Here is a 25838-nt window from a genome sequence, read left to right on the forward strand (position 1 = left end):
AATGAGTTGCGTATGTGCGTGAATTACTCATCTTTGCCGCGTTACCTCTTCTGCCACCATCCTGACTCTTTGCCCCATGGAATCACTTTACATCCTGATTCTGATTGGTTTGTTTCTGTTTATCAATCAGAAGTTCGTTGCCCTGAAAGCCCTTTTCGAGCAGCAGCACAACGACCTGCTGCAACTGCGTAATCACCTGCTGGGCAACGTACCCGTGTCGGCCACCACCCCACCCGTTGTATTGCCCACCCCCCCCGCAACGCCTTACGCCAGCGAGTACGAGCCACCAAAACCAGCGGTAACTCCACCCGTGCCTGCTGCCGTACCGCCGCCGGTCATCCCCGCGCCGCCCGTGCCTGCCGCCGATCTGGAACCCGTCCTGTCTATTGCTGCGCCCGAAACACCCGTTGCGCCCAAAAAGAACCTGCTGGACCCCTCACTGCTGAATCCGCCCGTTGCTCCACCTGTGGAGGCGGGACCGGGCTGGTTTGCGCGGTTCCTGGCCGAAAACCCCGACATGGAGAAGTTCATCGGCGAGAACCTCATCAACAAAATCGGCATTGCCATTCTGGTGGCGGGCATTGGCTACTTCGTGCGCTTTGCCATTGCCCAGGAGTGGGTCGGCGAAATAGGCCGGGTGCTCATCGGCGTGCTGGCCGGAGGGGCCTTGCTGGCTGTGGCACACCGCCTTCGCGACCGGTTTGCGGCGTTCAGTTCGGTGCTGGTGGCGGGGGGCTTGTCGGTGCTCTACTTCACCATCGCCATTGCCTTCTCCGATTATAAGATTTTGGGTCAGACAACGACCTTTGCCATCATGGTGGTCATCACGGGTTTTGCCGTAACCCTGTCCATTGCCTACAACCGCGTGGAACTGGCCGTGATGTCGCTGATTGGTGGGTTTGCCACCCCGTTTATGGTCAGCAGCGGGCAGGGCAATTACGTGGTACTGCTCACGTATATCCTTATCCTCGATGTGGGCATGCTGGTGTTGTCGGCGTTTAAGAAGTGGCCCCTGGTGCACTGGGTGGCCTATGTGGCTACGGTACTGCTGTTTGGTGCGTGGCTCTCGGCCGAGGTGCTAAGCCCGGTACCCAACCCACCGTATGTGGGTGCGCTGGTGTTTGCCAGCCTGTTCTACGCTGTGTTTGTGGTCCGTAATCTCTTCGACCGCCTCCGTTCCGAATCGACGTTTACGGCGGTGGACATCTCCCTGTTTCTAAGCAATACGGCGCTGTACTACACGGCGGGCATGGCCGTCCTGGCGCACATCGACAAGGGGGCCTATCAGGGGCTATTTACGATTGCGCTGGGGGCGATCAATTTCGGCTACGCCGCCCTGTTGTTTCGCCGCTCGGCCGATACCACGCTGCTGTATTTGCTGATTGGGCTGGTGATCACGTTTGTGAGCCTGACCATTCCGGTGCAACTGGAAGGCAATTACATCACCATGTTCTGGGCACTGGAAGCCGTACTCCTGCTCTGGCTAAGTCAGCGCTCGGGGTTGCGGCTGCCCGCTACGGCCTCGGTTATTGTGCTGGTACTCATGGCGATTAGCCTGCTGATGGACTGGACAACGCTCTACGGCGACTCGGCTACGGTGCTGCCCATATTGGTCAACAAAGCGTTTATCACGGGCCTGCTGGCTGTGGCGGGACTGGCGGGTACGTATTACCTGCTGGGGAAACAGGAGAAACCTATGTCATTTTGGGTGGGTGAGTTGGCCATTACGCCCTACCGCACGTTTATTGGCTATGCCTCGCTGGCTACGGTTTATCTGGTGGGTCTGCTCGAACTGCGCTATCAGCTTGTGGCGGCCTACGGGCTTGGTCCCAATACCCTGCTGATTCTTGGTACCTACAACCTGCTGGTGGCGCTGGCGGTGCTGGCCGTCGTGCAGCGGTTTGCTACCCTGCCGCGGCTGGGGGCTGCCGCCGTGCTGGGGGTGCTGGCGGTGGGATATTATATGTTCAGCCTTGCTCCCGTGGTACCCGATTTGCTGTATGCCTACTTCACCGGTACCGAGCCAACCCGCGTGGGATTCCCTTTTCAATACGTCAACCTACTGGCGGTGGCGGGTATCCTGTATTTCCTCTTCCGAACCAAACCACAACTGACACCCACCGCCCCCGCGCTGGAAACTGCCTGGCCGTGGTTTCTGGTATTTACCGTCGTCTTCAGCCTTAGCTGGGTGCTCTGTGCCAACGTATTAGCCGTTCATTTTGCCGGTAGCGACGTGGTTCACACGCCCACGCAACAGGCCGTTTTCACGGACGATTACAACGCGCTGATCCGCCAGATCATCAAGGTAGGCCTGCCTATCCTCTGGGGCGTCTGTGCGTTTGCATTCATGTACGTGGGCCTGGTGCGCCGCAACCGCACCTACCGCGTCCTCTCGCTCGGCCTGTTTGCGCTGACCCTGGCGAAGCTGTTTTTCTACGACATCCGGGGCATCTCCGAAGGGGGCCGCATCATTGCCTTCATCTCGCTGGGGGCCATCCTGCTCATTATCTCATTTATGTATCAGCGTATCAAGAAACTTGTGATGTGACCCCACCCCCAGCCGAATCGGTCGGGGGTAGGGTAATCCCGCTATGAAAACGATCCTCATCTTTCTCCTTTTCTCTACCCCCGTTTTCGCTCAGTCGTTTTATTACGATGCCGACGTAAAGGCAGCAAAAGCAACTGGTTATCAGCGCATTAATCTGTCGAGCGAAGTGGTGGGGCGACTGAATTACCGGCTGGGTGATCTGCGTTTGTACGACGGACAGCGGCACGAAATCCCCTATCTGCTGGTGCGTCAGACCGGGGCCGGTGGCACAGGCACAGCCTTTTTACCGTTTACAATTATTGAGAAAACAAGCGCGGCCCACGTAAGCACCCTGACAATAAAACGACCCGACAAACGGCCCATCCGGGCTATGAGCCTGGTCATTGGCAACACCGACGTGCAGCAGTCGGCTTCGCTCAGTGGCAGCCCGGACGGTACCACCTGGTATGCCCTCGACAACAACATCGTGCTGGGTGGCAGGAGCAGTGCCACCACAACCACCTACACCGAAACGATCTCGTTTCCGCTCACCGACTACCCTTACCTCCGGCTGCAACTAACTGACTCAACGTCAGCCGGACCGACAGCGTCCGTATCCACGGGGGTCGCATCCACAGTGGCAAAACCTATGGCTCCGCTTAATATTATTCGGGTGGGTAGCCATGAGCAAAGGCCTTCGTCGGCAGCGCAGTATACACCTATTGCCGGTTTGCGGTTCACCCAGCGCGACAGTAGCGACCACCATACGTACCTGTTCATCGACCGTCCCGTTCCCGCCCGCATCGATCGGCTCAATATCCGGGTGAGCAGCCCCACGCTCTTTCGTCGGCGGGCCGAATTTGGTCAGGTGTTTACGCAGACCGTTACCCACAGGCGGGGCCAGAAGCGAGTGGAACGGTCGTTCGAGCCGGAGGTGGGTTTCATACTTAGTTCAACCGGCGACACCACCTTGCTGCTACCGAGCGTACTCACCGAAAAACTCTGCATCCGCATTGCCAACGCCGACGACCCACCCCTGCACATCAGCGCGGTCAATGCTGACCAGATCACTACCTACCTCGTAGCTAAACTACTGGCCGACAGCACGTATACGCTCCGCTTTGGCGACAAAATCACGGCTCCGCCGGTATATGACCTGGCCTATTTCAAAGCTAAGATTCCACCCACGTTGCCGGTCGCTACGGTCGGGGCAGTTGTTGACCCCGATGCCCCTGGTGGCGGGCCTTTCCGGATGGTTCCGCCCTATGTGCTGTGGCTGGCTATGGGTGCACTATTACTGTGGCTGATTAGCATGAGCTACCAGATGTTGGGCAAAATGGGCGAGCATAAAGGATAGATAGCGGCTTTTTGACACCATTTAAAGTGGGTATTTTGTTCTGCCTTACCAACCAATTATCCCATGAACCTGAACATCGACGCCACCGCCAGGCAAACCTACGACGCCATTGTGATTGGCTCCGGCATTTCGGGCGGTTGGGCGGCTAAAGAATTAACCCAGAAAGGCTTACGCACCCTTGTACTGGAGCGTGGCCGACCCATCGAGCATATCGTCGATTACCCCACTACGATGCTGGCCCCGTGGGAAGTGCCCCACCGTGGCCGTTACCCCGATGCCAAAATCGAAGCCAACCCCATTCAGAGCAAAGTGGGGTATGCCTACAATGAGTTTACGGGCGATTTTTTCATTAAAGACGCCGACCACCCCTACGGGCAAACCAAACCCTTCGACTGGGTGCGGGGCTATCAGGTAGGGGGCAAGTCGATGATGTGGGCGCGCTGGACGCAACGCTGGGGTCCGCAGAATTTCACTGACCCCGCCCGCGACGGTGTGGGCATCGACTGGCCCATCCGCTACGACGACATTGCCCCCTGGTATAGCTACGTGGAAAAGTTCGCGGGTATTTCGGGCAACAAAGACGGCATCCCCTCCCTGCCCGACGGTGAATTTCTGCCTCCCTTTGATCTGATGTGCCTGGAAAAAGGGGTGAAGGAATCGTGGAAAAAGACCCATCCCGGTCGGCACCTGATTATCAGCCGTACGGCCAACCTATCCAAAGCCATGCCGCAGCACACGGCGGTGGGCCGCGCCAACTGCCAGTCGCGCAACTGGTGCGGGCGGGGCTGTCCCTACGGCGCGGCGTTCAGCAGCAACTCGGCCACGCTACCCGCTGCTGCCGCCACCGGCAAGCTCACCGTCCGGCCATTTTCGGTGGTGCATTCCATCATTTATGACGAAACGAAAGGAAGAGCTACGGGCGTCCGCGTGATCGACACGAACACCAAGGCGATGACCGAGTTCTATGCCCGGATCATCTTTGTTAACGCCGCCACGCTCAATACGGCCCTGATCCTGATGAACTCAACGTCGACGCGATTCCCCAACGGGCTGGGCAACGACAGCGGGCAGTTGGGCCACAACCTCATGGACCACAACTACCGGGGCAGGGCCTATGGGGTGTATGAGGGCAATAAATACGACAACGAATACTACTATGGCCGCCGCCCCACGGGCGTATATGTGCCGCGTTTCCGCAACCTGGGGGGCGACAAGCAAACCGATTTCATCCGGGGTTATGCCTATTCGGGCAGCGCCGGGCGCGAAGGCTGGGGTCGGGGCAGTGGCATGGACGGTTTCGGGGCCGATTTCAAAAATGAGCTTACCAGGCCCGGCCGCTGGACGTTTGGCCTCACGGCGATGGGCGAAATGCTGCCGCGCTACGAAAACCACGTTAGCCTAAACCACGACAAAAAAGATGGGTGGGGTATGCCCACGCTGGACATTGACTGTAGCTGGGGCGACAACGAAGACAAGATGACCAAAGACGCCGTGGAGCAGGCTCAGCAAATGCTGGAAGCGGCGGGCCTGACTGTTTTAGGGGCTTCAGACAACCATCAGGCACCGGGCCTGGCTATCCACGAAATGGGTACCGCCCGCATGGGCCGCGACCCAAAAACGTCGGTGTTGAACAAGTGGAATCAGATGCACGCCGTGAAAAACGTGTTCGTCACCGACGGCGCGAGCATGGCCTCTTCCGCCTGCCAAAACCCGTCGCTCACCTACATGGCCCTCACCGCCCGCGCCGCCGACTACGCCGTCAAGGCGATGCGAAGAAGAGAAATTTGATTTACGAATTACGACTTACGATGTACGATTTGTTGCTGACGCGTCAGCCTGCACTGGCGTAAGCTGACGCGTCAGCAAAAATCGTACATCGTAAGTCGTAATTCGTAAATCACTTCTCTCCTGTGTAAAAGAAATCCAAACTCCCGGCCGGGTCTTGGCTGATGAAGTAGTCGGTTACGTCGATTTGGGCGGCGAGACTGTCCTGGTTGAGCAGGCGGTTGCGGTTCATCCGGTTCATCAGGTCGTAGGGCAGTTGCAGCAGGCGGCGGGGCAGGCGGTGTTGCAGATCGAGGAAGTCCCAGCGGGTGAATTTGGCCACCGACGCCTTGTTTTGGGCGTAGTAGGTCATCACTTTTTCGTTGCCGTGTACCCCCTGTGTCTCCACGGTCGGGAAGTAGGTACCCATCAGGTTTTTGAGTTCGTCGGCCACGTATTCGCGCACGTGCCAGGGGTTGCGACTGAGCGAAAACGTCTTGTTGACGGTGGTTAGCAGCAGCTTACCGCCCGGTTTGAGCACCCGGTAGCATTCCTTCACAAACAGGTCGTCGTTCTCGATGTGCTCGATCACCTGAAACGTCACGATATAGTCGAACGTGTTGTCGGGCAGGGTACTCAGCGGCGGAATATTGGCCTGGATGAATTTGGCCTTGGGGTAGGCTTTGCCGAGGGCGTTGATGAGGTCGGCGTTTTTGTCGATGCCCGTGTAGTGGTCGGCGGCTTCGGTGAGCAGGTGCAGCCCCCGACCCCATCCGCAGCCAATTTCGAGCACATTGCCCCCCACCCGTTTGGCCGCTTCGGTATACGGAAACAGCAGCCGCTGATGAACGGGATTGTCCGACGCAATGTCGGCGGAGGTGATCTCGGTGGTCTTGTACATAATAACGCAAAAATAACAGGTGTGGGCCACAGAGTTACACGGAGGTGGCACGGAGTTGCACAGAGTTTTGTTAGACCATAGCCTCTGTGCAACTCCGTGCCACCTCCGTGTAACTCTGTGGCCCACACCTGTTATTTTTGTACTATGATTACAATTCGCGAACGGCCCATTACTCATTGGTTGCCCATTACGAAGAAAGAGGTCGAACAGCGGGGCTGGGACGATGTAGACGTGATCCTGGTTTCGGGCGATGCCTACGTAGACCACCCCTCGTTTGGCACCGCCGTCATTGGGCGTATCATTGAGAGTGAGGGCTTTCGGGTGGCCATCATCCCGCAGCCCAACTGGCGCGACGACCTTCGCGATTTCAAGAAGTTTGGCCGTCCGAAGTATTTCTTCGGCGTTACGGCCGGCTGCATGGACTCGATGGTGAACCACTATACGGCCAACAAACGCCTGCGGTCCAACGACTCCTACACGCCCGGTGGGGAGGCGGGTTTCCGGCCCGACTATGCCACCACGGTCTATACCAAAATCCTCAAAGACATCTACCCCGACGTGCCCGTGCTCATCGGCGGTATTGAAGCCTCGCTCCGGCGCGTCACGCATTACGACTACTGGCAGGACCGCCTGATGCCCACGATCCTGGAAGATTCCGGGGCCGACCTACTCGTGTATGGCATGGGCGAACAACCCCTGCGCGAGATTCTGCGGCTGGTGAAAAGCGGCGTGCCCCTGAACGAAATCCGCGACGTGAATCAGATCGCATACATGGACAATGTGCCATCGGTGCCGGAGCATGAAACCTGGAGCACGGTGGCCCTGGCGAGTCATGAGGTGTGTTTGCAGGACAAAATCAGGTACGCGGCCAACTTCAAAATCGTCGAAGTAGAGTCGAATAAGTGGCAGGCGAACCGGATTGTGCAGCCCGTGGGCAAGCGGACGCTGGTGATTAACCCGCCGTTTAAGACCATGGACGAAGCCGAAATGGACCGGTCGTTCGATCTGCCCTACACGCGCCTCCCCCACCCCAAATACAAAAATCGCGGGCCTATTCCGGCCTACGACATGATCAAGTTTTCGGTCAATATGCACCGGGGCTGTTTCGGCGGTTGCAGCTTTTGCACCATCTCGGCGCACCAGGGCAAGTTCGTGGCGTCACGCTCCGAAGAGTCGATCATGAAGGAGGTCGACGAGATCGCGAAACACCCCGAATTCAAGGGGTACATTTCTGACCTTGGCGGCCCCTCGGCTAATATGTACCGGATGAAGGGCAAGGACGAATCCATCTGCGCGCGTTGCCAGGCCCCAAGCTGCATCAACCCCGTCATCTGCTCGAACCTTGATACGTCGCACAAGCCGCTGACGAACATTTACCAGAAAGTAGATGCCCACCCCGACATCAAAAAAGCCTTTGTCGGCTCCGGCGTTCGGTACGATTTGCTGGTCGATGATTTCAACAAAAACAACGCCGACGGCAACCATGATGAGTACATGGAGCAACTGGTGACGCGCCACGTGTCGGGTCGGCTGAAGGTGGCTCCTGAACACACATCAGACGCCACGCTGAAGGTGATGCGGAAGCCGTCGTTCAAGTACTTCAGGAAGTTTAAGGAGAAATACGATCAGATTCAGGACAAGCACAACCTCAATCAGCCCCTGATTCCGTACTTCATTAGTTCGCATCCCGGTTGCGAAGAGCAGGATATGGCCAACCTCGCCGCCGAGACCAAAGACCTGGGCTTCCGGCTGGAGCAGGTGCAGGATTTCACGCCCACGCCCATGACTGTAGCCGAGGTGATCTACTACACGGGTGTGCACCCCTACACGCTGCAACCGGTGTATACGGCCAAGACGAAAGAGGAAAAGCAGAACCAGAACAATTACTTTTTTTGGTACAAACCGGAGTTCAAACGCTGGATCAAAAACCGCCTTACCCGCCTCAACCGCAACGACTTAGCCAAACGCCTGGTAGGTGACTACCAACCCAACTATGCGCAGGAGAATTTGACGGCGAAGGTCAGAAAAGGTGGGGGAAAGTATCGGAAGTAGGAGATTGGAGTGGAGTGGCAAAGGCCTAGCGGGCCGCAACCTCGGTAGAAAATAGAGGGGTATAGTTGATTAAGCCCCTGACAACGTCTATTTTCTACCGAGGTTGCGGCCCGCTGGGCCTTTGCTATCTATTACACTGGCTCAATTTGGTACGCAGTGCGTTCCGAATGCGTGTAATTTTAGCCACTACTTGGCTTGCTAAGCGTATTGTCTTGCGGGCTAAACCAAACAAGGGCGGTTATTCGTTTATAGATCACTGACTTGTCCATCAACTGATTTCATGCGTCACTCCTACATACTCCTGCTACTGGCTTTGCTGGCCGCCTGTGCGCCGTCGAAGCCGCAGTTTCCCATGCCCACGGCCCGCGACCGTGTGGAAGCACCCAGCACGGCGGCGCGGCAAAGTGATGTGCGGCAGGCTGAACCCCGTCCCTCGTCGCGAGCTAACACCCGCTCAGCACCGGCGCCATCTACGCCCATGAGCAGTGCGCCCACCACGTCTGAACCAGTGCCCAGTGAGTGGGTTGTTACGGCGATTAAAGGCAAGTTTCTGGCTATCGACACCACGGGCGTTCGGGTGTTTTTGATCGTGAGGACCAACCAGCCCAACAATCAGCCCATGTCAGTGGCGACGTTTCAGGAGCGGTTTATTGTCAACTACGTCATGTACCCCGATTATAACAACCGCGAACGACTGGGTTACGGAAACGTACCCATTACGCCTGAATCGATGGTGCGGGAGGGAGACCACCTGCGGTTGACGTTCACGATCAACCGGCCCAAAAATGCAACTAACGCCATCTTGCTGACCGAAATTTCGGAGTCGGCGACGGGCAAAAAAGCCCTTAATGACCTGCCGCTGCGGTTTAAGCCTGCTAAATTGTCGGATCAGTTTGCCGTTTACGATGGGGCCGGGCAACAACCCCTGTTGCGTAACTTTGCCCAGACGCAGGACACCATCATGATCCGCGACGTGAACCGCACACCGCAGACGCTGACCGTTTTCCGCTACAAACACGAGTTCGACCCGGCCTTGCCGCCCATGAGTTCGTCGCAGCGGCCCGCCCCGCGTACGCTGGAAGTGGACACCACGATGACTGTGCGCACCAACGAACCCATTCGGCTACCCGGCGAAGGCCTGTATTATTTTGTGGCCGACACCAACGACGTGGCGGGCATTGGCCTGGTGGTGACAGACGCCCGTTTCCCACGTATGACCCGGCCCGAACGCCTCATCCGGCCGCTGTTATACATGAGTACGGGCACCGAAATGGCCGAACTGAACAGTTCAAAAGAAGTAAAAAAAGCCCTGGACCGATATTGGCTGTCGCTGATGTCGGGGAGTGAAGATGTGGCAAAAAAAGCCATCCGGGCCTATTATGGCCGGGTTGAAGAAGCCAACCAGTTGTTTACCACCTATAAAGAAGGCTGGAAAACCGATAAGGGGATGATCTATATCATTCTGGGTGCCCCCGACCGGGTGCAGCGCAGCCGAGACCGCGAAGTATGGGTCTACAACCGCCGCAATAACCAGTCGGAAGTGAATTTTACCTTTAATAGAAAGCAAAATCAATTTGTCGATGACCATTACGAGCTGGTACGTTACGAAGAATACCGCCCCGTATGGTTTCCGATTGTCGAAGCATGGAGAACCGGCGCAATACGCGATTAAATAAACCCACCACCCGTCCCGATGATTCGTCGTCGGACGAAGCTGACGCCCGCCGTCCCCGCGATTTTACCCGGTCAGAAGCCGACCAACCCGATGCCGATCGAAGCGGGTTACCCGTAGGTCGGTCACGCCCGTCGGTTCGCCAGGAAGCTGATGAACCGCGCCCCCGCCCTGAGGCGGATGATGCTGCCCGCCCCGAACGCCGCCCATACAATAACGACCGGCCCAAACGCCCACAGTCGGGTAGCGACCGGCGCGATCAGCCCCGGTCAGGCGGTTATTCGTCAGACAGGCCCGGGCCTAAAAAACCATACAACGCCCGCCCCGGTCAGGATCGCAATGACAGGCCTAAGAGGGAGTATCATCCGAAAGACGAAAACAGTACCGGGCCTTCGTCGGAAGAGATGGTGTATGGGATACAGTCGGTGATTGAGACGCTAAAGTCTGATCAGCAGATCGACAAACTGTACATGGAGATTGGGCTGAGTAACCCCGACATTCAAAATCTGGCGTTTCAGAACCGCGTCACGATTCAGCGGGTGCCCGTAGATAAACTCAACCGGCTAACGCGCAAGAATCACCAGGGTGTGGTCTGCTTAGTGGCCGCCGTGACCTACGTCAAGCTCTCGAACGTGATGGCCGACGTGCACGAGCGTGGCGAAACGCCGTTCCTGCTCCTGCTCGACCGCATTACCGACGTGCGCAACTTCGGAGCCATTGCCCGAACTGCCGAATGCGCTGGCGTTCAGTGTATTGTTATTCCCGGAAAAGGGTCGGCGGCTATCAACTCCGACGCCATGAAAACGTCGTCGGGCGCGCTGAACCACATTTCAGTCTGCCGCGAATTCGACCTGGTTGATACCATTGCGTTTCTCCAAAAGTCGGGTGTGCAGGTGGTAGCCTGTACCGAAAAATCGCACCGCGATCTGTACACGCTCAACAACGACCTCACGGGTCCGTTGGCCATCGTGATGGGGTCGGAAGAAGACGGCATTTCGCCCGAAATCCTCCGCGCCGTCGACGGCCACATCAAGATTCCCCTGCTGGGCACCGTCGGCTCCCTCAACGTCTCCGTCGCCACTGGGGTAATGCTTTATGAAGTAGTGCGGCAACGGAGTGTAAACTGATTTACGATGTACGAATGACGAATTACGATTTTTGCTGACGCGTCAGCTTACGCCAGTGCAGGCTGACGCGTCAGCAATAAATCGTAATTCGTCATTCGTACATCGTAAATCAGTTTACGCTTTCTTCCCTTTCTTAGAGCTACCTTTCTTGGCTCCGCCTTTGGCTGGGCCGGCGGTGCCGTCGAGGGTGTTGATCCAGGAGGCTAGCTTGGTAGCGTCTTCTTTGGGCACCTGCTTCATAGGGGCCATAGCAATGTAGCCCGGCCAGTTGGATGGCTTGGGGTTATAGATCAATTCGACAATCTGAGCGTCGGTGTAGTTTCGCTTAGCAACGTCCTTGTAAGCTGGGCCAACCAACTTGACGTCTACCCGATGGCAGGCAATACAGGTGTATTTTGTCATCAGGGCTTTCATGTCGTCAGGAATGTTGTCCTGCGCCTGTGCCGTAAACGATGCCGTGGCCAAACTGGCAGTGGCGAGAAGGAAGCCTAACGTTTTTTTCATCAGAAACGATTGATTGGCAAATGGGTTAAACAAGCAATTGGTTGTAGAAAACGAATGGACTGTAAAGGTAGGGCAGGCGGCGCAATCACTACTTATTGGTGAGCCTACTCTCTTCAAACGTTAATATGACCCATTTTTACCCAAAAGGTTTAGTGAACGCCTAAAATCTGATCGTTGAACTCAGGCTGGTACCGTCCCGTTTCTCCGACATGAAAACCTACGACTTCAAACCGTATCACCTGCGGTCTATCAACGCCGCTACACCCCAGGAGCGGGCTGCCATTAACCAGGAGCTTAAGGACCTTTACGCTTCGTTGCCTGACGACGAAAAAGCCGATTTCAACCAGCAGCTACAGACGTTTCTGGCACAGACAATGGGTCGGATCAAATCTGATTATGAATCAGTTAAAGGCGGAAATTAAGCACTTACCGGGGTTGAAATTCGGGGTTTGTGATGAACTCAGAATCAGTTAGCGAACGCAGAAACTGAACCAGATCAGCTTGTTCGGCGGCGGTAAGCGATAGGCCGATCCGACCGTTTTTCTTCAACAGCGGGTCTAGCTGTGGGTTATCCTGAATACCGGCGGCGTAGTGGTTCACCACCTGCTCCAGCGTCTGAAAACGGCCATCGTGCATGTACGGGAACGTGCGCTCGACGTTGCGCAGGCTCGGCACCTTAAATGTATACTTGTCGGCGTCCTGTGCGGTGATCATCGCCCGGCCCCGGTCGTCAATTTTCGCGTTGGTCAGGCGCGGCAGGCCGTTGTTGCGGTATTGCCCGTCGGTAAACAAGGCCCCCGCGTGGCAACCCGCACAGTTGGCCTGAAACAGCACCATACCCCGCCCGGCGGCATCGGTCAGGCTGGCCCCGGCTTCTTTCCGCACGTACTTGTCGTAGGGCGAATTGGCCGACACCATCGTCAGCAAAAACTGCGAAATCGACTTCAGAAACCGCTCTGTCGTGACGGTGTCGGAGCCATAAGCCGCCTGAAAAAGCGGGCGGTAACGACTGCTGCGCTGCACTTTTTGCAACACATTGCTCATCGTCTCACCCATCTCGACGGGGTTCTGGATGGGCGCAATAGGTAGCAGATCGAGGTCTGTAACGCCACCGTCCCAGAAGAAGGTTTTTCCCCATGCCACGTTGAAAATACCCGGCACGTTACGGTTGCCCTGCTGATCGCGGATACCGTGACTAACGGGGTGGTCAGTATGGGCAAAGGCAGTATAGGGCGAGTGACAAAAGGCGCAGGTGATGGTCCCGTCTTTAGACAGCGAGGCGTCGTAGAACAGGGCTTTTCCCAGCGCGACACCCTCGACGGTGAGCGGATTTTTGGTCAGATCATAGACCGGATCAGGAAAATTAGCGGGCTTTTTCCACGGATAAGGTGTGGTTGTGAAGGCAGGCTGTGTGGGCACAACAGCCTCATCACCAGCCGAATGTTTACACGAAACCGCCAGCCAGATACCCAAACTCAGGCACAACAGCAAACCCGTAGCCGGTTGGCGTTGGGTGGCGAGGGCCATCCAGAAATTTGGTATGCCTTTCATTGCGATACTGCCGATGAGAAACCAAACGAGAACATAGTCGCGTAGTTGTTGGCGACATTGCCCGAAAATGGCGACACCATCACGTCGGGGTAATCCGCAATTTTAAACGGCGTCGGTCCGTCGAAGAGCTTACCGGCGTCGGCAATGATCTGGAGCGTGGTACGCAGGTTTGGACCGACCGACAGTCGGCTGGTCCCCGTGCTGATTCCCAACGGCACCCGAACGGTGCGGAGATTATTAATCGTTTTGGACTGGTAGCCACCGAACAGGCCGATATGGTACCGGAAATTCCGGGCGCCGGTGGCATCAACGGGTGCAGCGGGCGAGGTGCCTTCCAGTTTCAGATGAATATAGCCCGTGTTCCAGTCCCAGTACATACCGCTGGTGTGGCTGCTGCCGGGGTCGAGCACCCCCTTCCGTCTGCTGATATCGGCGGTGTTGCGCAGGCTGTCGACTCCCACCATGTATTCGATTTGGGCGTAATCACCCGCCGGGACACCTGTCAGCGTGAACGTTTGCGAGGTAGGGTCGTTGCTGCGGATAAGAAAATAACTGTCGTCCTGCGGCACTGTATATGCCGATCCGTCGGCACGAATGAGGCGGATGTTGCTGATGAAGTAATCAAACTTAGAGATCGTAAATGCTTCGCCCGACTTGTTAGTGTACGTGGTTGTGTTGAGCGTTAACGGACTGCCGTTCACCTGGTGAACAAACGACATATTGACCGCCCCCACCTGCTGATCGACGGTGGTTGACTTGCAGGCAGCCAGCAAAACCAGCAGCAGAATAACGAAGTAAAGACGGCGCATAGCGGGTTGTGTTTTATACCAATATGATAACGCTGAAAGGGGAATGTAATATGTAAAATGGCTTCGCGCTACGTGCCCTTCGACAAGCTCAGGGTGACAGGCAAATAAGAAAGTATCCTAAGTTGATTCAAGTTTCCTGTCACCCTGAGCCTGTCGAAGGGCCTAGAGCGCGAAGCCATTTTACATTTTACATTCCCCTTTTACTCCCACCATCGGCTAGTTGGCAACGGTTTGCCCAATACCACGGGCTCCCCAATTTTTGGGGTGGTGAGTTGCATGGCGTCGGTGGGGTGCCAGGCTTGGGTAAGGAGCCGGATGGGTTCGTGCCAGGGGTGGAAAGCCAGGGCGAATTTAGCCCAGTGTACGGGCATCAGCACGCGGGTATTGAGGTCGCGGGCCGCCTGCGGCACCTCGTTGGGAAACATGTGGATGCTGGGCCAGTCGCGGCCATACTGCCCGCATTCGAGCAGGGCGAAATCGAACGGACCGTGTTCCCGACCAATCTTGGCGAAGTGCGGTCCGTAGCCCGAGTCACCACCGAGAAATAGTCGTTGCGCGTTCAGATCCAGCACAAAGGCGCTCCAGAGGGATTGTCCGCGTTTGATACCCCGCCCTGAAAAGTGCCTTGCCGGTACCGCCGTGACCGAAAATCCCTCCGACAGATCAACCGACTCATCCCAGTCGAGCTCAGTGATGCGGGTAGGGTCATACCCCCAGCGCTCCAGGTGGGCACCCACGCCAAGCGAAGTTATTACACGTTTTACCTTGTCGCGCAGGGCTACCATCGTTTCGTAGTCGAGGTGGTCGTAATGATCGTGGGTGATAATGAGCAGGTCGATAGGCGGCATGTCGGCGGTGGTGTACACGTTAGTGCCGGGAAAAGCCTTGCCAAAAAAAGACACCGGCGAGGCGTGGCCCGAAAACACCGGATCGACCAATACCGTGGTTTTGCCCGACTTGATGAGGTACGACGAATGACCGAACCAGACAATGCTCGTGGCCGTGTCGGTGAGGGTGGTCAGGTCCGTTTTGACGGAGGGCAACGGCTGTTTGGGCTCCACGTCGGCGGGCTTGTTGAAATTGTCGCCAAGCATGACCCAGTAAGAGGCCTCGCGGCGCATGACGTCGGTGGGATCGACGTTCTGAAATGACCCGTCGCGGAAATTTTTTGAGGCTTGTACCCGTTGCAGCCGGTCGGCGGCCGGAGCAGAGCCAAACACGGCCGTTTGCATAAACAACCAGCCACCCAGGGCCAGCACCACCACCACAGCTAGTACAATCAGCATAATACGTTTCAGGCGATTCATGACCCCAAAGGTACGGGCCGGACTGCGGTAGCGCCTGCTGTATTTGTTGAGACTATGTCGGTTTAACTTGAGCGCAACAGTTAGTTGCAGCAACATTCAAGGGCTGAAGTGATTTTTTGTAGCCATGTCGCCCACCAACACGCTCTGAGCATTCAGGCAAAATTTGTGGGCAACAGATTCTACTGGTTGTCAGGCTCTTCGGGGCGGGCCAGCATAAAAACGACGAAGCTAAACACTAATGCACCGGCACCGCTGAGGAGTAGCACGAAGACCGTTAGGTTGAAATCGTCGCCGGGTTGAATGGGGCCTCGGCGGGCCAGCAGATACCCTACGCGACCCATCAGGGCAAGGGCCGTGAGGGCAGACCCCACCACGATGAGCCATAGCACGGCGGGCACCCGAAACCAGCGCCAGCCCACCACCCGGCCATCAGGCGACACATACGTATTGGCTTTTTTCGACATAGATTATAAAACGCGAATTGGGCAAATGAGGCTGATTACAAAAGCCAATTTACCCATCTTTGTTTTAAAATTCGCCTCTCTTTAATGCCGCACGACCACGCTCACGACCACCACGCGCCCGCTATCACCACCGTCAACCGAACGCTGATCATCGGCGCGGTGCTCAATATCGTATACGTTATCGTCGAGTTTGGCATGGGCCTCTACACCCAGTCACTGGCCCTGATGGCCGACGCCGGGCATAACCTGTCCGACGTGGCGGGGCTATTGCTGTCGCTGCTGGCATTTCGGCTGGCGAAGGTGAAATCGAGCCGGACTTTTACGTATGGTTATCGCAAAAGCACCGTGCTCGCCTCGCTTGCCAACGCGGTGTTGCTGCTGGTAGCCGTGGGCGGTATTTTGCTCGAAAGTGTGCAGCGGTTCCGGCAGCCCGAGCCCGTGGCGGGGGGTATTGTGGCGTGGGTGGCGGCGTTGGGTATCGTGATCAATGCGGCGTCGGCACTGCTGTTTTTCCGCCAGAAAGACCACGACCTCAACATGCGCGGAGCCTATCTGCATCTGCTGTCCGATGCCCTCGTATCGGTGGGGGTGGTGGTGTCGGGCGTGGTGATCGGCTACACCAACTGGTTTTGGCTCGACCCCGTGATGGGTCTCATTGTGGCCGTCGTGATTCTGGTTGGCACCTGGCGACTGCTTACCGACAGTCTCCGCCTCAGCCTCGACGGAGTGCCAACCAACATCGACCTTGCCGATGTGCAGGCCGACATCGCGGCGGTGGCGGGGGTCGAACGCGTACACCATGTACATATCTGGGCCATGAGCACCACCGAAAACGCCCTCACGGCTCACCTTGTGCTCCAGCCCGGCCTTACCAATGACCAGATCACGGCCATCCGCAAGACCGTCCGCCACGAGCTTGAACACCAGGGTATCACCCACGCCACGCTGGAAATTGATTGAAGAGTGTCTTTTAAAACCGGTACGTAATGCTGGCCGAGACCTGACGGGGAAGTACGGGACGAGCAAACACAGGCGAGTTCAGGGCGTTGAGCACGTTGATGTCCGAACCGCGCAGCACCGTACCATCAGGCCGTTTCACGCCACCCACGGCTACATCTTCCAGGGTGGTGCCCTGCAAGCCATACCCGCCAAAGAGCAGGATGCCATTGCTGTTGAGCAGGTTGGTAGCCTGCACAGCAATCGACAATTTTGACGTTAAATCGCCGGTGATACCTGCCGCCAGCACCCCGTAAGCAGCCAGTTGCACACTGTTGCGGCGGTTGCCCTGCCGCTCGCTGAACCAGCGGTAGTTCACATAGGGGCTAAACTTGCCGATGCGGTAAGTTGGCGTGAGGTCAATCATAACCGGGGCTACGTCTTTGACGCGGTTGCCCGAAAAATCTTCGATGAAGAAATCGGCTTTATTCACCGAACCCGCCGTATTCTGGTAGCTCAGGCGGTCATATTTGGCATCCTGCAAGGTAGCATGGCCACGAATACTGAAACGGTTGGTCAGGTTCAGCACCGTTTCCAGTTCCAGCCCCAGCGTGCGGGTGGCGTTGAAGGTGGCATCGGTGAAAAAGCTGGCGGAGCCGTTGGAAATAAACAGTTGCAACAGTGCATTGTCGAGATAGCTGTAGAAGGCTGTGGCCGAAATAGAGGCCTTGCGACCGTTGCTTGTAAAACCCAGTTCAGCCTGCGTCACGCTCTCAATGGCCCCTTTTTTGTCGAGGGGAATGTTCACGAAGTTGTTGGCATAATAATCCAGTTCAGGCGCTTTGTTCCCCCGCGACACCCGCAGATAGCCCGCCGTGTTATCGGCCAGCTTGTAATTGGCCCCCGCTGACCACGACAGGTAATCGTAGAGGAACCCTTCGCCATCACCATCCACGTCGGCAGTGGTTTTGGTCGCCACTGTCTGCCCACTCACGGTCGTAAGGCTGTAGGCTGATCCATAATCAAAGAGTACGCCGTTGTATACGCGGGTACCTAAGTCGTATGTAGTGAATGGGTTACGGTCTACACCGCCCAACCCACCAATGGCCGTGCCGCCCTGCCAGCCCTGTTTGTTGCCCGTGTGCCGTACGCGCTCATAACGCAGGCCGAGGTCGATAGAGAGGCGGTTGGTGGCTTTCCAGATGTCGTTGACGTAGTAGGCTCCCAGCTTCGAGACGTTGTTGGTGATCGTATAGGCCAGACCGCTTTGCAGCACAATACCGTTGGCGTCGGTGGCTTTATATACGCCTGTAGGGCTGTACAAACCACCAAAGGCCGCGTTGAGCGACGGGACGGCCGCCACCGACGCCGGAATGGTGGCGGGGGCCGGAAACTCCACCCGCACCGCCCGCGGGTTGGCCCCCAGCGTACTCAGCACGCCATCCACAAACCAGCGCGTGTCGATGGTGGTTTGCGATTGGTACGAACCAAACGTGAGTTGGTGCCGCCCAACTTCTTTGTTCAGGTTCAGCGACCAGATCAGGTCATTTACTTTATTGAACATGTTCAGCGGAGCCGTAGCCAGCAGGTAGTTACCCAGTTTGTTGGGTACCGATGGGTCGAGGATGGCAAACGGGACGCCGTTGGTCACGCCACCCACGCGTAGCTTGGCCAGCACTTCGCCGGTTTGCGCGTCATAATAGGTTGGTGAGAGCAGGCTAGGGACAAACGACCCCACCAGCGCAGCGGCCAGCGTAGCCGGTACACCCGCCCCGGTGTAAGTACCCGCCGAAGCTAATGCCCCCGCGCCAAACTGAAGATACCCCTGTTGGGCCGCCAGCGTAGCCGTGGGAGCCAGGCCCGGAATGACCGGCAACACGGTATTGCCCTGATACTGCAAATAAGCCTGATCGAAGCTCGACACTTTGGCGCGGGCACCCAGGTTCCAGCCTTTGCCCAGGTCATAGCTCAGGTCGAAACCACCCGAAAATGTCTTGTTCTGAATGGCGTCGCGGGCGTTGAACGTGCGCGTGGGCTGAGCACCCGTATTTTCTTTTCGCACCAGATCGGCCTGCGGCACCAGCGCGTTTACGTCAATAAACGTCGTCGAATAATTGATGTCGACGGGGTCGGTACCACCGGCGTATCCCGTGGTGAGGGTGTTGTCGAGGGCAATTTCTTTAAAAAACGTGTTGCGGTCGTCGAGGTATTTGCCGTAGACTTTCAGGCTGCCCCGGCCGTTGGCAAACAGCTTGTTTACGTTGGCCCGCACCTGCCCGCCCTGGTTGGCGTTGAACGGCGTGGTCCGCGCGCCCCCGTCAACGCGGTAAAATCCGCCGAGGTGATAGGTCCAGCCTTTTGCCAGCGGCCCGCCGAATTCGGCATCTACACGGCCCAGGCCCTTGTTGTTGCCGTAGAAGCCACCCGTAGTTCGCACCGATCCGCTGAACGTGGAGCCTCCCGTTTTGGAGATAAAATTGAAAATGCCCCCCGGCGAGTTGGCCGACGTAATGGCCGCCGATCCGCCCCGGATGGCCTCCATCCGGGCGGTGCTGAGGTCGGCCCGCTGGAACATGTCGACCAGGGCGAAACCCATCTGTGCACCCATCACGGGCAGGCCCTCTTCCTGCAAGCTCACATACTGAAAGCCTACCTGATCATTACCCACCGGGGCCAGCCCGCGCGCCACTACTTTCGAGCCCACTTCGCCCGAGGAGTTGTCGGCCCACACGCCCGGCACCGATTGGAGCAGGTCGCCAGTACCGCGGGGCGCCCGCTGATCAATGGTCCGGCTGTTGAGGGTAGTAATCGCCACGCTCGATTCCAGTTTGGTACGCGGATCGAACGTGCCGGTAATCACCACGGTTTCCATCGACAGCGCATCTTCGGGTAAGCTGAAATCAGCCGTAATGGGGTCAGAAGCCACGGTTACCTGGCGACGTTGCGTAGTAAACCCCACAAAGGAGGTCTGTAACGTGTAGGCTCCGGGAGCCACGTTCTGAAATAAATAATACCCTTTGGCGTCGGAGACAACGCCTCTTGCAGTTCCCTGTAGCTGAATAGTAGCAGCGGGAAGTGGCTGTCCGCGCTCATCGCGAACTATACCAGAGATACTTTGTGCATAGCTGGCAACGGTAGCCAGCAACAGGGTGCCAAAGGCGAAAGGCCGTAGGGTTTTGAGTAGAAGCAGCATAAGAATGAGCAGTTACACGTAGGTAGCGCCAAACTAATGCCTATTTCCCGATAAACTATACGGACTATGGTTTTTATCAGATGTTTTTTTGCTTAAACAAGAAACAGCTACCTAAAACCGATACGTCACGCTTGCCGTGTACTGGCTGGGAAGAACGGGGCGGGCAAAAACGGGGGAGCCCAGGGCATTTAGCACGTTGATATCCGTGCCGCGCAGTACCGTGCCGTCGGGGCGTTTCACACCACCCACAGCCACGTCTTCTACCGTAGTACCCTGTAGTCCATAACCGTTGAAAAACAGGATGCCGGCACTGTTGAGCAGGTTTGTAGCCTGCGCCGACACCGATAGCCTGGTAGTCAGATCACCCGAAATACCCGCCGACAGGATGCCGTAGGCAGGTAGCTGAATGCTGTTGCGGCGGTTGCCCTGCCGTTCACTGAACCAGCGGTAGTTGACGTACGGGCTAAACTTGCCCACGCGGTAGGTTGGGGTGAGATCGACGATGAGGGGGGCTACGTCTTTGACGCGGTTGCCCGCGAAGCTTTCCGTGAAAATGTTGGTCACGTCGATGGTGTTCACGTAGGTCAGGCGGGCATATTTGGCGTCCTGCAGCGTAGCATGGGCCCGAATCGAAAACCGGTTGGTGGGGTTCAGTACCGTTTCCAGTTCCAGCCCCAGCGTACGGCTGGCGTTGAAGGTGGGGTCGGTGAAAAAACTACTGGCTCCACTGATCACGAAGAGCTGCAAGAGTGCATTATCGAGGTAACTGTAGAAGGCCGTAGCTGAAAGCGACGCCCGGCGGCCATTTCGCTTAAGCCCAAGCTCGGCCTGCGTCACGGTCTCGATGGCCCCCTTCTTGTCAAGGGGAATGTTCACGAAGTTGTTGGCGTAATAATCCAGTTCAGGCGCTTTGTTTCCCCGCGACACCCGCAGATAGCCCGCCGTGTTGTCAGCCAACTTGTAATTGGCCCCCGCCGACCACGACAGGTAATCGTACAAAAATCCGGGGCCGTCGCCGTTCACGTCGGGGTTGGTTTGCGTGGCCACGGGCTTTCCCGTCGCCGACGACACCGTGTAGGCCGCGTCGTAGTCGAACAGAACGCCGTTGTACACCCGCGAGCCAGTGTTATAGGTGGTCAGCGGGTTGCGGTCCAGGCCACCCAGCCCCACCAGGGCCAGCGCCGACTGCCAGCCCTGTTTGGTGCCCGTTTGCCGCACCCGTTCATAGCGCAAACCCAGATCCAGTGTCAGGCGGTTATTGGCCTTCCAGATGTCGTTGACGTAGTAGGCCCCCAGGTGCGACACATTGTGCGTGAACGTGTAGGCCAGGCCGCTATGCAGCGAAAACCCGTTGGCATCGGTGGCGTTAAACCGGCCGGTACCAAACAGCGGCCCGTAGGTAGCGTTCAGGGCGGGGTCGTTGGCCACAATGGCGGGCACGGTGGCCGGTTGCGGAAAATCAATCCGCACCGCCCGTGGGTGTGCGCTCAGCGTGGTAATGACCCCGTCGGCATACCAGCGGGTGTCGATGGCCGTGCGCGACTGGTACGACCCGAACGTAAGCTGATGTGCGCCAATTTCTTTGGTCAGGTTGAGCGACCAGATGAAGTCCTGCGCCGTGTTGTAGAACGACAGCGGGGCCGTACTGAACAGGTAGTTACCCAGCTTGTTGGGCACGGTGGGGTCCAGTTGCCCATTTTTCACCCGCGCCAGCACCTCGCCCGTTTGGGCGTCGTAGTATGTTGGCGAGAGCAGACTCGGGATCAGCGCACTGGTCACCGCGGCCGTTACGTCGGCGCGTTGCGCGGCGGGGACACCGGAGTAGGCAGCAGCCCCCAGCAAGGTGGCCCCTCCATATTGCAGATAGCCCAGTTGAGCGGGTAACGTGGCCGAGGGGGTCAGGATCGGAATGGTGGGCAACACGGTGCTGCCCTGAAACTGAATATACGCCTGATCGAAGCTCGACACTTTCGCCCGCACACCCAGGCCCCAGCCTTTGCCAAGGTCATAGCTCAGGTCGAAACCGCCCGACACCGATTTGTTGCGGATAGCGTCGCGGGCGTTGAACGTGCGCAAAGGGCCAGTACCCAAATTGTCGGCCCGCACCTGATCGGCGAGGGGAATCTGGGTCGACACGTCTAAAAACGTTGTCGAGTAGTTGATATTGACCGGGTCAACGCCCCCGGCATAACCCGCCGTGAGGGTGTTGGTGAGGGGAATGTCCTTGAAAAACGTGTTGCGGTCGTCGAGGTATTTGCCGTAGATTTTCAGACTGCCCCGGCCACCGGCAAACAGCTTACTTACGTTCGCCCGCACCTGCCCGCCTTCATTGGCCATAAACGGCGTGGTGCGTGCTCCACCATCAACGCGGTAGAACCCACCCACGTGGTAACCCCAGCCTTTGGCCAGCGGCCCGCCGAATTCGGCATCTACGCGGCCCAGGCCCTTGTTGTTGCCGTAGAAGCCACCCGTAGTTCGCACCGATCCGCTAAACGTGGAGCCTCCCGTTTTCGAAATAAAATTGAAAATACCCCCCGGCGAGTTCGCCGCCGTGATCGACGCAGACCCCCCCCGGATAGCCTCCAGACGGGCGGTAGTGAGGTCGGCCCGCTGGAACATATCGACCAGGATGAAGCCCACCTGCGCACCCATCACGGGCAGGCCCTCTTCCTGTAAGCTCACATACTGGTAGCCCACCTGATCGTTGCCCACGGGCGCCAGCCCGCGCGCCACCACCTTCGCACCCACCTCGCCCGAGGAGTTGTCGGCCCACACGCCCGGCACTGACTGAAGTAAATCACCGGTGCTGCGGGGTGCCCGTTGCTCAATGGCGCGGCTGTTGAGGGTAGTAATCGCCACGCTCGATTCCAGTTTGGTGCGGGGGTCGAACGTACCCGTCACAACCAGCGCATCCATGGACAGGGCGTCGTCGGCCAGGGTGAAATCAATGGTGAGGGGTCCTCCACCCACATTGATCTGGCGACGCTGCATACTGTAGCCTACAAAAGAAGCCTGTATGGTAAACGTGCCTGCGGGTACATTTTGAATAGAATAGTGTCCTGAGGCATCTGTAATGGCCCCTTTTTGTAAACCCTGCACCAGCACGGCGGCGGCGGGAAGAGGCTGACCGCGGTTGTCGCGAACAGTGCCGGAAACAGGTTGCGCCTGGCCGGCAAGGGTAGCCAGTAGCAGAAAAATAGCACCGACCCAGGGCCGGATTCCAGTAAAGAAAAAGAACATAATGCCGTACTCGATACGTGAATAAGGGGGCAAACTAACGGCTATTTGCCCGAAAATCAGCCCACCGCCCACAGCTATTCCTACACCCGACCACTCACTTCCGCGTAACTTCCTGACGATCAAGATCGTGAACCACACGACATACGGCGGGTGATAGTGAGGCGGTATCAAGACTGGTTTCCGGGGTCCTGCCGCTTGTGCACGGATGCGATTGACCACTTACTCGTATACGTATAAACACACTGGCTGTCAGGTATTTATACGCTACACACCATATCCTGACAGCGGTAGCTTTGCTGGACATCCACAAAACCAAGGACAATTATGGCATCCCAACCACACACCATTGATCCCTTTAGCAGTGAAAACACCGGAGAGGTAAAAAGAACCTACGTCGCTGGTGCCACATTCGGGCTAAAGGAAGTGACTTACACGGAGCGGAACGGCAACGCGCTGTTCGAGGGCGACATCCTGCTGGGTACCGACGAAGAAATGCAGAACGTTCGTCGACACATTGAAGACCAAAGCGTTGAAGAAGCTGTAGCCATCAGCGGACAGAGTAACCGTTGGCCCGGTGGCACGCTGATCTACCGCATCGACCCGGGTTTGCCCAATCAGGCCCGGGTTACGGATGCCATTCAGGCAATCCGCGCCAACACGAACCTGACCTTCAGGGTCCGGACAAACGAAGCCAACTTCATCACTTTCCGCAACAGCGACTCCTGTAGTTCGGCGGTAGGTATGCGGGGTGGTGAGCAGTTTGTAAACCTCGGCCCCGGTTGCAGCACGGGCAATGCCATCCACGAAATTTGTCACGCGGCGGGCCTGTGGCACGAGCAGAGCCGGGAAGATCGGGATACGTTCGTTCGCATCAACTGGAGCAATATCGTACCCGCCCTGCGGCACAACTTTGATCAGCACATTACGGACGGCGACGACGTTGGGCGGTATGACTACGATTCAATCATGCACTACCCCCGCAATGCCTTCGCCATCGACACCTCACAAGACACGCTGACGCCCATTCCGAACAACGGACAGGCCATTGGTCAGCGTACGGGGTTGAGCGCGGGCGATATCCGGGCCATCAATATGCTGTATCCGCAGAAGGCCATTCACGGCGATACCAGCACCAATGGCCTGGCGCTGGTAACCCGGGGGAACACCGTATTGATGGGCTGGACGGGGTCGGGCAATCTCCGGCTGAACTTTATGACATCGGCCGATGGACTGACGTTTGGAAACAAGGTAACGCTCAACGACGTGTCTCCTGCGGCGCTGGGCCTGGCGACGTTCAACAACCAGTTTGTGGTGGCCTGGATTGGTGTTGGCAACAACCAACTTAACATCATGCGGTCGGCCGATGGGCAGCACTGGGGTAATAAGGTAACGCTGGGCGACACCTCACAGTCGGCGCCCGAACTGGCGGTGTTCAACGGGCAGCTCTACCTCACCTGGCGGGGCGTGGGCAACAACCAGCTTAACGTGATGCGCAGCAGTGACGGGGTGCACTGGGGTAACAAAGTGACCCTTGGCGATACCACAACATCCGGACCGACGCTGACCGTGCTGAACAATCAGTTGCTGCTGGGCTGGCGGGGCGTGGGCAACAACCAGCTCAATGTGATGCGCAGTAGTGACGGGGTGCACTGGGGTAACAAAGTGACCCTAGGCGACACTACGACAGCCAAGCCGTTTCTGTTTACGCGGGGAAATCAGGCGTATCTGACCTGGCAGGGCGTGGGTAACGCGTTGCTAAACATCCTGGTCAGTACAAACGGCGCTAACTGGGGCAGCAAGTTTACATCAAACGAAACCTGCATTGATGGCCCTGTCATTACCGATCTGCCCAATTTTAACCGGCTGGTCTGGGGCTGGACAGGCACCGATGCGGCTCACCACCTCAACACGTTGCTGTTCAACTGGTAATCTGTTGCTGAACAAACCCGCAGAAGCCTTTACCGTCTGTATGACAGTAAAGGCTTCTTACGTTACTGTCCCCATGAAACCAGCCCGAACCATCACCGGCACCGTTCACCTGACCGGACCTGTCGACCAGTTCACGACCAGAACGGTGGTGCGGGTGTCGGCCAGCCGAACAACCATGTCCGATGCCCCGGCACAGCCGATAACCATTGTTGTGCTGGCACCTCATTGGCCAACAACCCGGCTAGAGGGCGGTATTCCGTTTCGGCTCGACAACGTTCCCGCCGATGCAACCTTATCGGCCTATGTAGGGGAAGGAACGGGTGAGCAACTTAAACCAGGCGACCTGATCACGATGGAAAGTTACCCCCTCGACCCCGCCCGGTCGGATGGCTACCAGCTTGTTGTAAAACCCATCTGACGGGTACCTTATTTATGGGGGAAATCAGTTTGATGGTTTCTTCTCTACCGTAGCTCCGCGCTTTGGTGGGCTGACGCCTGGCCCTTC

General features: G+C 57.2%; 17 protein-coding genes and 1 pseudogene. 10 read left to right on the top strand and 8 right to left on the bottom strand.

Annotated features, from left to right (window positions below; genetic code table 11):
* Positions 1-76: 76 nt before the first annotated feature.
* The 3 genes from J2I47_RS08150 to J2I47_RS08160 all read left to right on the top strand — a co-directional run bounded on the left by J2I47_RS08150 (position 77) and on the right by J2I47_RS08160 (position 5672).
* Positions 77-2548 (top strand): DUF2339 domain-containing protein, encoded by a 2472-nt coding sequence (locus J2I47_RS08150; protein ID WP_207364069.1) that lies wholly within the window; start codon positions 77-79, stop codon positions 2546-2548.
* A 43-nt stretch (positions 2549-2591) separates the two neighbouring features.
* Positions 2592-3884, top strand: a complete 1293-nt coding sequence (locus tag J2I47_RS08155) for a hypothetical protein (protein WP_207364070.1) — start codon at positions 2592-2594, stop codon at positions 3882-3884.
* Between the two features lie 63 nt (positions 3885-3947).
* Entirely contained in the window at positions 3948-5672 is a 1725-nt protein-coding gene (locus J2I47_RS08160) for a GMC oxidoreductase (protein ID WP_207364071.1), read from the top strand.
* 109 nt (positions 5673-5781) lie between these two features.
* Here J2I47_RS08160 and J2I47_RS08165 read toward each other — a convergent pair whose 3' ends face one another.
* Positions 5782-6549, bottom strand: a complete 768-nt coding sequence (locus J2I47_RS08165) for a class I SAM-dependent methyltransferase (RefSeq protein WP_207364072.1) — start codon at positions 6547-6549, stop codon at positions 5782-5784.
* 144 nt (positions 6550-6693) lie between these two features.
* Here J2I47_RS08165 and J2I47_RS08170 point away from each other — a divergent pair, with 144 nt between their 5' ends.
* The 3 genes and pseudogenes from J2I47_RS08170 to rlmB all read left to right on the top strand — a co-directional run.
* The gene (locus tag J2I47_RS08170; RefSeq protein WP_229374411.1) at positions 6694-8601 is read left to right on the top strand and encodes a YgiQ family radical SAM protein; all 1908 of its coding nucleotides are present in this window, start codon (positions 6694-6696) and stop codon (positions 8599-8601) included.
* Between the two features lie 280 nt (positions 8602-8881).
* Positions 8882-10273 (top strand): GWxTD domain-containing protein, encoded by a 1392-nt coding sequence (locus J2I47_RS08175; protein WP_207364073.1) that lies wholly within the window; start codon positions 8882-8884, stop codon positions 10271-10273.
* A gap of 389 nt (positions 10274-10662) precedes the next feature.
* Positions 10663-11400, top strand: a pseudogene (rlmB, locus tag J2I47_RS26985) (23S rRNA (guanosine(2251)-2'-O)-methyltransferase RlmB); the annotation flags it as partial.
* 114 nt (positions 11401-11514) lie between these two features.
* Here rlmB and J2I47_RS08185 read toward each other — a convergent pair.
* Positions 11515-11904 carry a c-type cytochrome gene (locus tag J2I47_RS08185; RefSeq protein ID WP_207364075.1) on the bottom strand — a complete coding sequence of 130 codons (390 nt, stop codon included), beginning with the start codon at positions 11902-11904 and terminating at the stop codon, positions 11515-11517.
* A 209-nt stretch (positions 11905-12113) separates the two neighbouring features.
* Here J2I47_RS08185 and J2I47_RS08190 point away from each other — a divergent pair, with 209 nt between their 5' ends.
* Positions 12114-12326, top strand: coding sequence for a hypothetical protein (locus J2I47_RS08190; protein ID WP_207364076.1), 213 nt, complete (start codon positions 12114-12116; stop codon positions 12324-12326).
* Positions 12327-12330: 4 nt separating this feature from the next.
* Here the strand turns inward: J2I47_RS08190 and J2I47_RS08195 are convergent, their stop codons facing one another.
* The 4 genes from J2I47_RS08195 to J2I47_RS08210 all read right to left on the bottom strand — a co-directional run bounded on the left by J2I47_RS08195 (position 12331) and on the right by J2I47_RS08210 (position 16035).
* Positions 12331-13455, bottom strand: coding sequence for a cytochrome-c peroxidase (locus J2I47_RS08195; protein WP_229374412.1), 1125 nt, complete (start codon positions 13453-13455; stop codon positions 12331-12333).
* On the bottom strand, positions 13452-14264 hold the full coding sequence (locus J2I47_RS08200) for an MbnP family protein (RefSeq protein WP_207364077.1): 813 nt from the start codon (positions 14262-14264) through the stop codon (positions 13452-13454). The genes J2I47_RS08195 and J2I47_RS08200 overlap by 4 nt, the downstream gene beginning before the upstream one ends.
* A 200-nt stretch (positions 14265-14464) precedes the next feature.
* Complete coding sequence (locus J2I47_RS08205; protein ID WP_207364078.1) at positions 14465-15571, bottom strand: MBL fold metallo-hydrolase; 1107 nt, start codon at positions 15569-15571, stop codon at positions 14465-14467.
* A gap of 179 nt (positions 15572-15750) precedes the next feature.
* On the bottom strand, positions 15751-16035 hold the full coding sequence (locus J2I47_RS08210) for a hypothetical protein (RefSeq protein WP_207364079.1): 285 nt from the start codon (positions 16033-16035) through the stop codon (positions 15751-15753).
* A gap of 84 nt (positions 16036-16119) precedes the next feature.
* On the opposite strand from J2I47_RS08210, the gene J2I47_RS08215 reads away from it, so the two are divergent.
* Complete coding sequence (locus tag J2I47_RS08215; protein ID WP_207364080.1) at positions 16120-16995, top strand: cation diffusion facilitator family transporter; 876 nt, start codon at positions 16120-16122, stop codon at positions 16993-16995.
* A gap of 10 nt (positions 16996-17005) precedes the next feature.
* Here J2I47_RS08215 and J2I47_RS08220 read toward each other — a convergent pair whose 3' ends face one another.
* Both J2I47_RS08220 and J2I47_RS08225 read right to left on the bottom strand, forming a co-directional pair.
* Positions 17006-20164, bottom strand: a complete 3159-nt coding sequence (locus J2I47_RS08220) for a TonB-dependent receptor (protein WP_207364081.1) — start codon at positions 20162-20164, stop codon at positions 17006-17008.
* 111 nt (positions 20165-20275) lie between these two features.
* Positions 20276-23542, bottom strand: a complete 3267-nt coding sequence (locus J2I47_RS08225) for a TonB-dependent receptor (RefSeq protein ID WP_207364082.1) — start codon at positions 23540-23542, stop codon at positions 20276-20278.
* A gap of 186 nt (positions 23543-23728) precedes the next feature.
* Between J2I47_RS08225 and J2I47_RS08230 the strand changes: the two genes are divergently transcribed.
* On the top strand, positions 23729-25333 hold the full coding sequence (locus tag J2I47_RS08230) for a M12 family metallopeptidase (protein WP_207364083.1): 1605 nt from the start codon (positions 23729-23731) through the stop codon (positions 25331-25333).
* Between the two features lie 73 nt (positions 25334-25406).
* Positions 25407-25751, top strand: a complete 345-nt coding sequence (locus J2I47_RS08235; RefSeq protein ID WP_207364084.1) for a hypothetical protein — start codon at positions 25407-25409, stop codon at positions 25749-25751.
* The last annotated feature ends 87 nt before the right edge of the window (positions 25752-25838 follow it).

This window comes from Fibrella rubiginis (assembly GCF_017353185.1).
GTDB classification, from domain to species: Bacteria; Bacteroidota; Bacteroidia; order Cytophagales; family Spirosomataceae; genus Fibrella; species Fibrella rubiginis.

Excerpts from the sequence above, each read along its gene's own strand:
- J2I47_RS08205 (WP_207364078.1), bottom strand. The coding sequence starts at position 15,571 with ATGAATCGCCTGAAACGTATTATGCTGATTGTACTAGCTGTGGTGGTG.
- J2I47_RS08220 (WP_207364081.1), bottom strand. The coding sequence starts at position 20,164 with ATGCTGCTTCTACTCAAAACCCTACGGCCTTTCGCCTTTGGCACCCTG.
- J2I47_RS08170 (WP_229374411.1), top strand. The coding sequence starts at position 6,694 with ATGATTACAATTCGCGAACGGCCCATTACTCATTGGTTGCCCATTACG.
- J2I47_RS08200 (WP_207364077.1), bottom strand. The coding sequence starts at position 14,264 with ATGCGCCGTCTTTACTTCGTTATTCTGCTGCTGGTTTTGCTGGCTGCC.
- J2I47_RS08175 (WP_207364073.1), top strand. The coding sequence starts at position 8,882 with ATGCGTCACTCCTACATACTCCTGCTACTGGCTTTGCTGGCCGCCTGT.
- J2I47_RS08210 (WP_207364079.1), bottom strand. The coding sequence starts at position 16,035 with ATGTCGAAAAAAGCCAATACGTATGTGTCGCCTGATGGCCGGGTGGTG.
- J2I47_RS08190 (WP_207364076.1), top strand. The coding sequence starts at position 12,114 with ATGAAAACCTACGACTTCAAACCGTATCACCTGCGGTCTATCAACGCC.
- J2I47_RS08150 (WP_207364069.1), top strand. The coding sequence starts at position 77 with ATGGAATCACTTTACATCCTGATTCTGATTGGTTTGTTTCTGTTTATC.
- J2I47_RS08155 (WP_207364070.1), top strand. The coding sequence starts at position 2,592 with ATGAAAACGATCCTCATCTTTCTCCTTTTCTCTACCCCCGTTTTCGCT.
- J2I47_RS08230 (WP_207364083.1), top strand. The coding sequence starts at position 23,729 with ATGGCATCCCAACCACACACCATTGATCCCTTTAGCAGTGAAAACACC.
- J2I47_RS08235 (WP_207364084.1), top strand. The coding sequence starts at position 25,407 with ATGAAACCAGCCCGAACCATCACCGGCACCGTTCACCTGACCGGACCT.
- J2I47_RS08195 (WP_229374412.1), bottom strand. The coding sequence starts at position 13,455 with ATGAAAGGCATACCAAATTTCTGGATGGCCCTCGCCACCCAACGCCAA.
- J2I47_RS08160 (WP_207364071.1), top strand. The coding sequence starts at position 3,948 with ATGAACCTGAACATCGACGCCACCGCCAGGCAAACCTACGACGCCATT.
- J2I47_RS08185 (WP_207364075.1), bottom strand. The coding sequence starts at position 11,904 with ATGAAAAAAACGTTAGGCTTCCTTCTCGCCACTGCCAGTTTGGCCACG.
- J2I47_RS08215 (WP_207364080.1), top strand. The coding sequence starts at position 16,120 with ATGCCGCACGACCACGCTCACGACCACCACGCGCCCGCTATCACCACC.
- J2I47_RS08165 (WP_207364072.1), bottom strand. The coding sequence starts at position 6,549 with ATGTACAAGACCACCGAGATCACCTCCGCCGACATTGCGTCGGACAAT.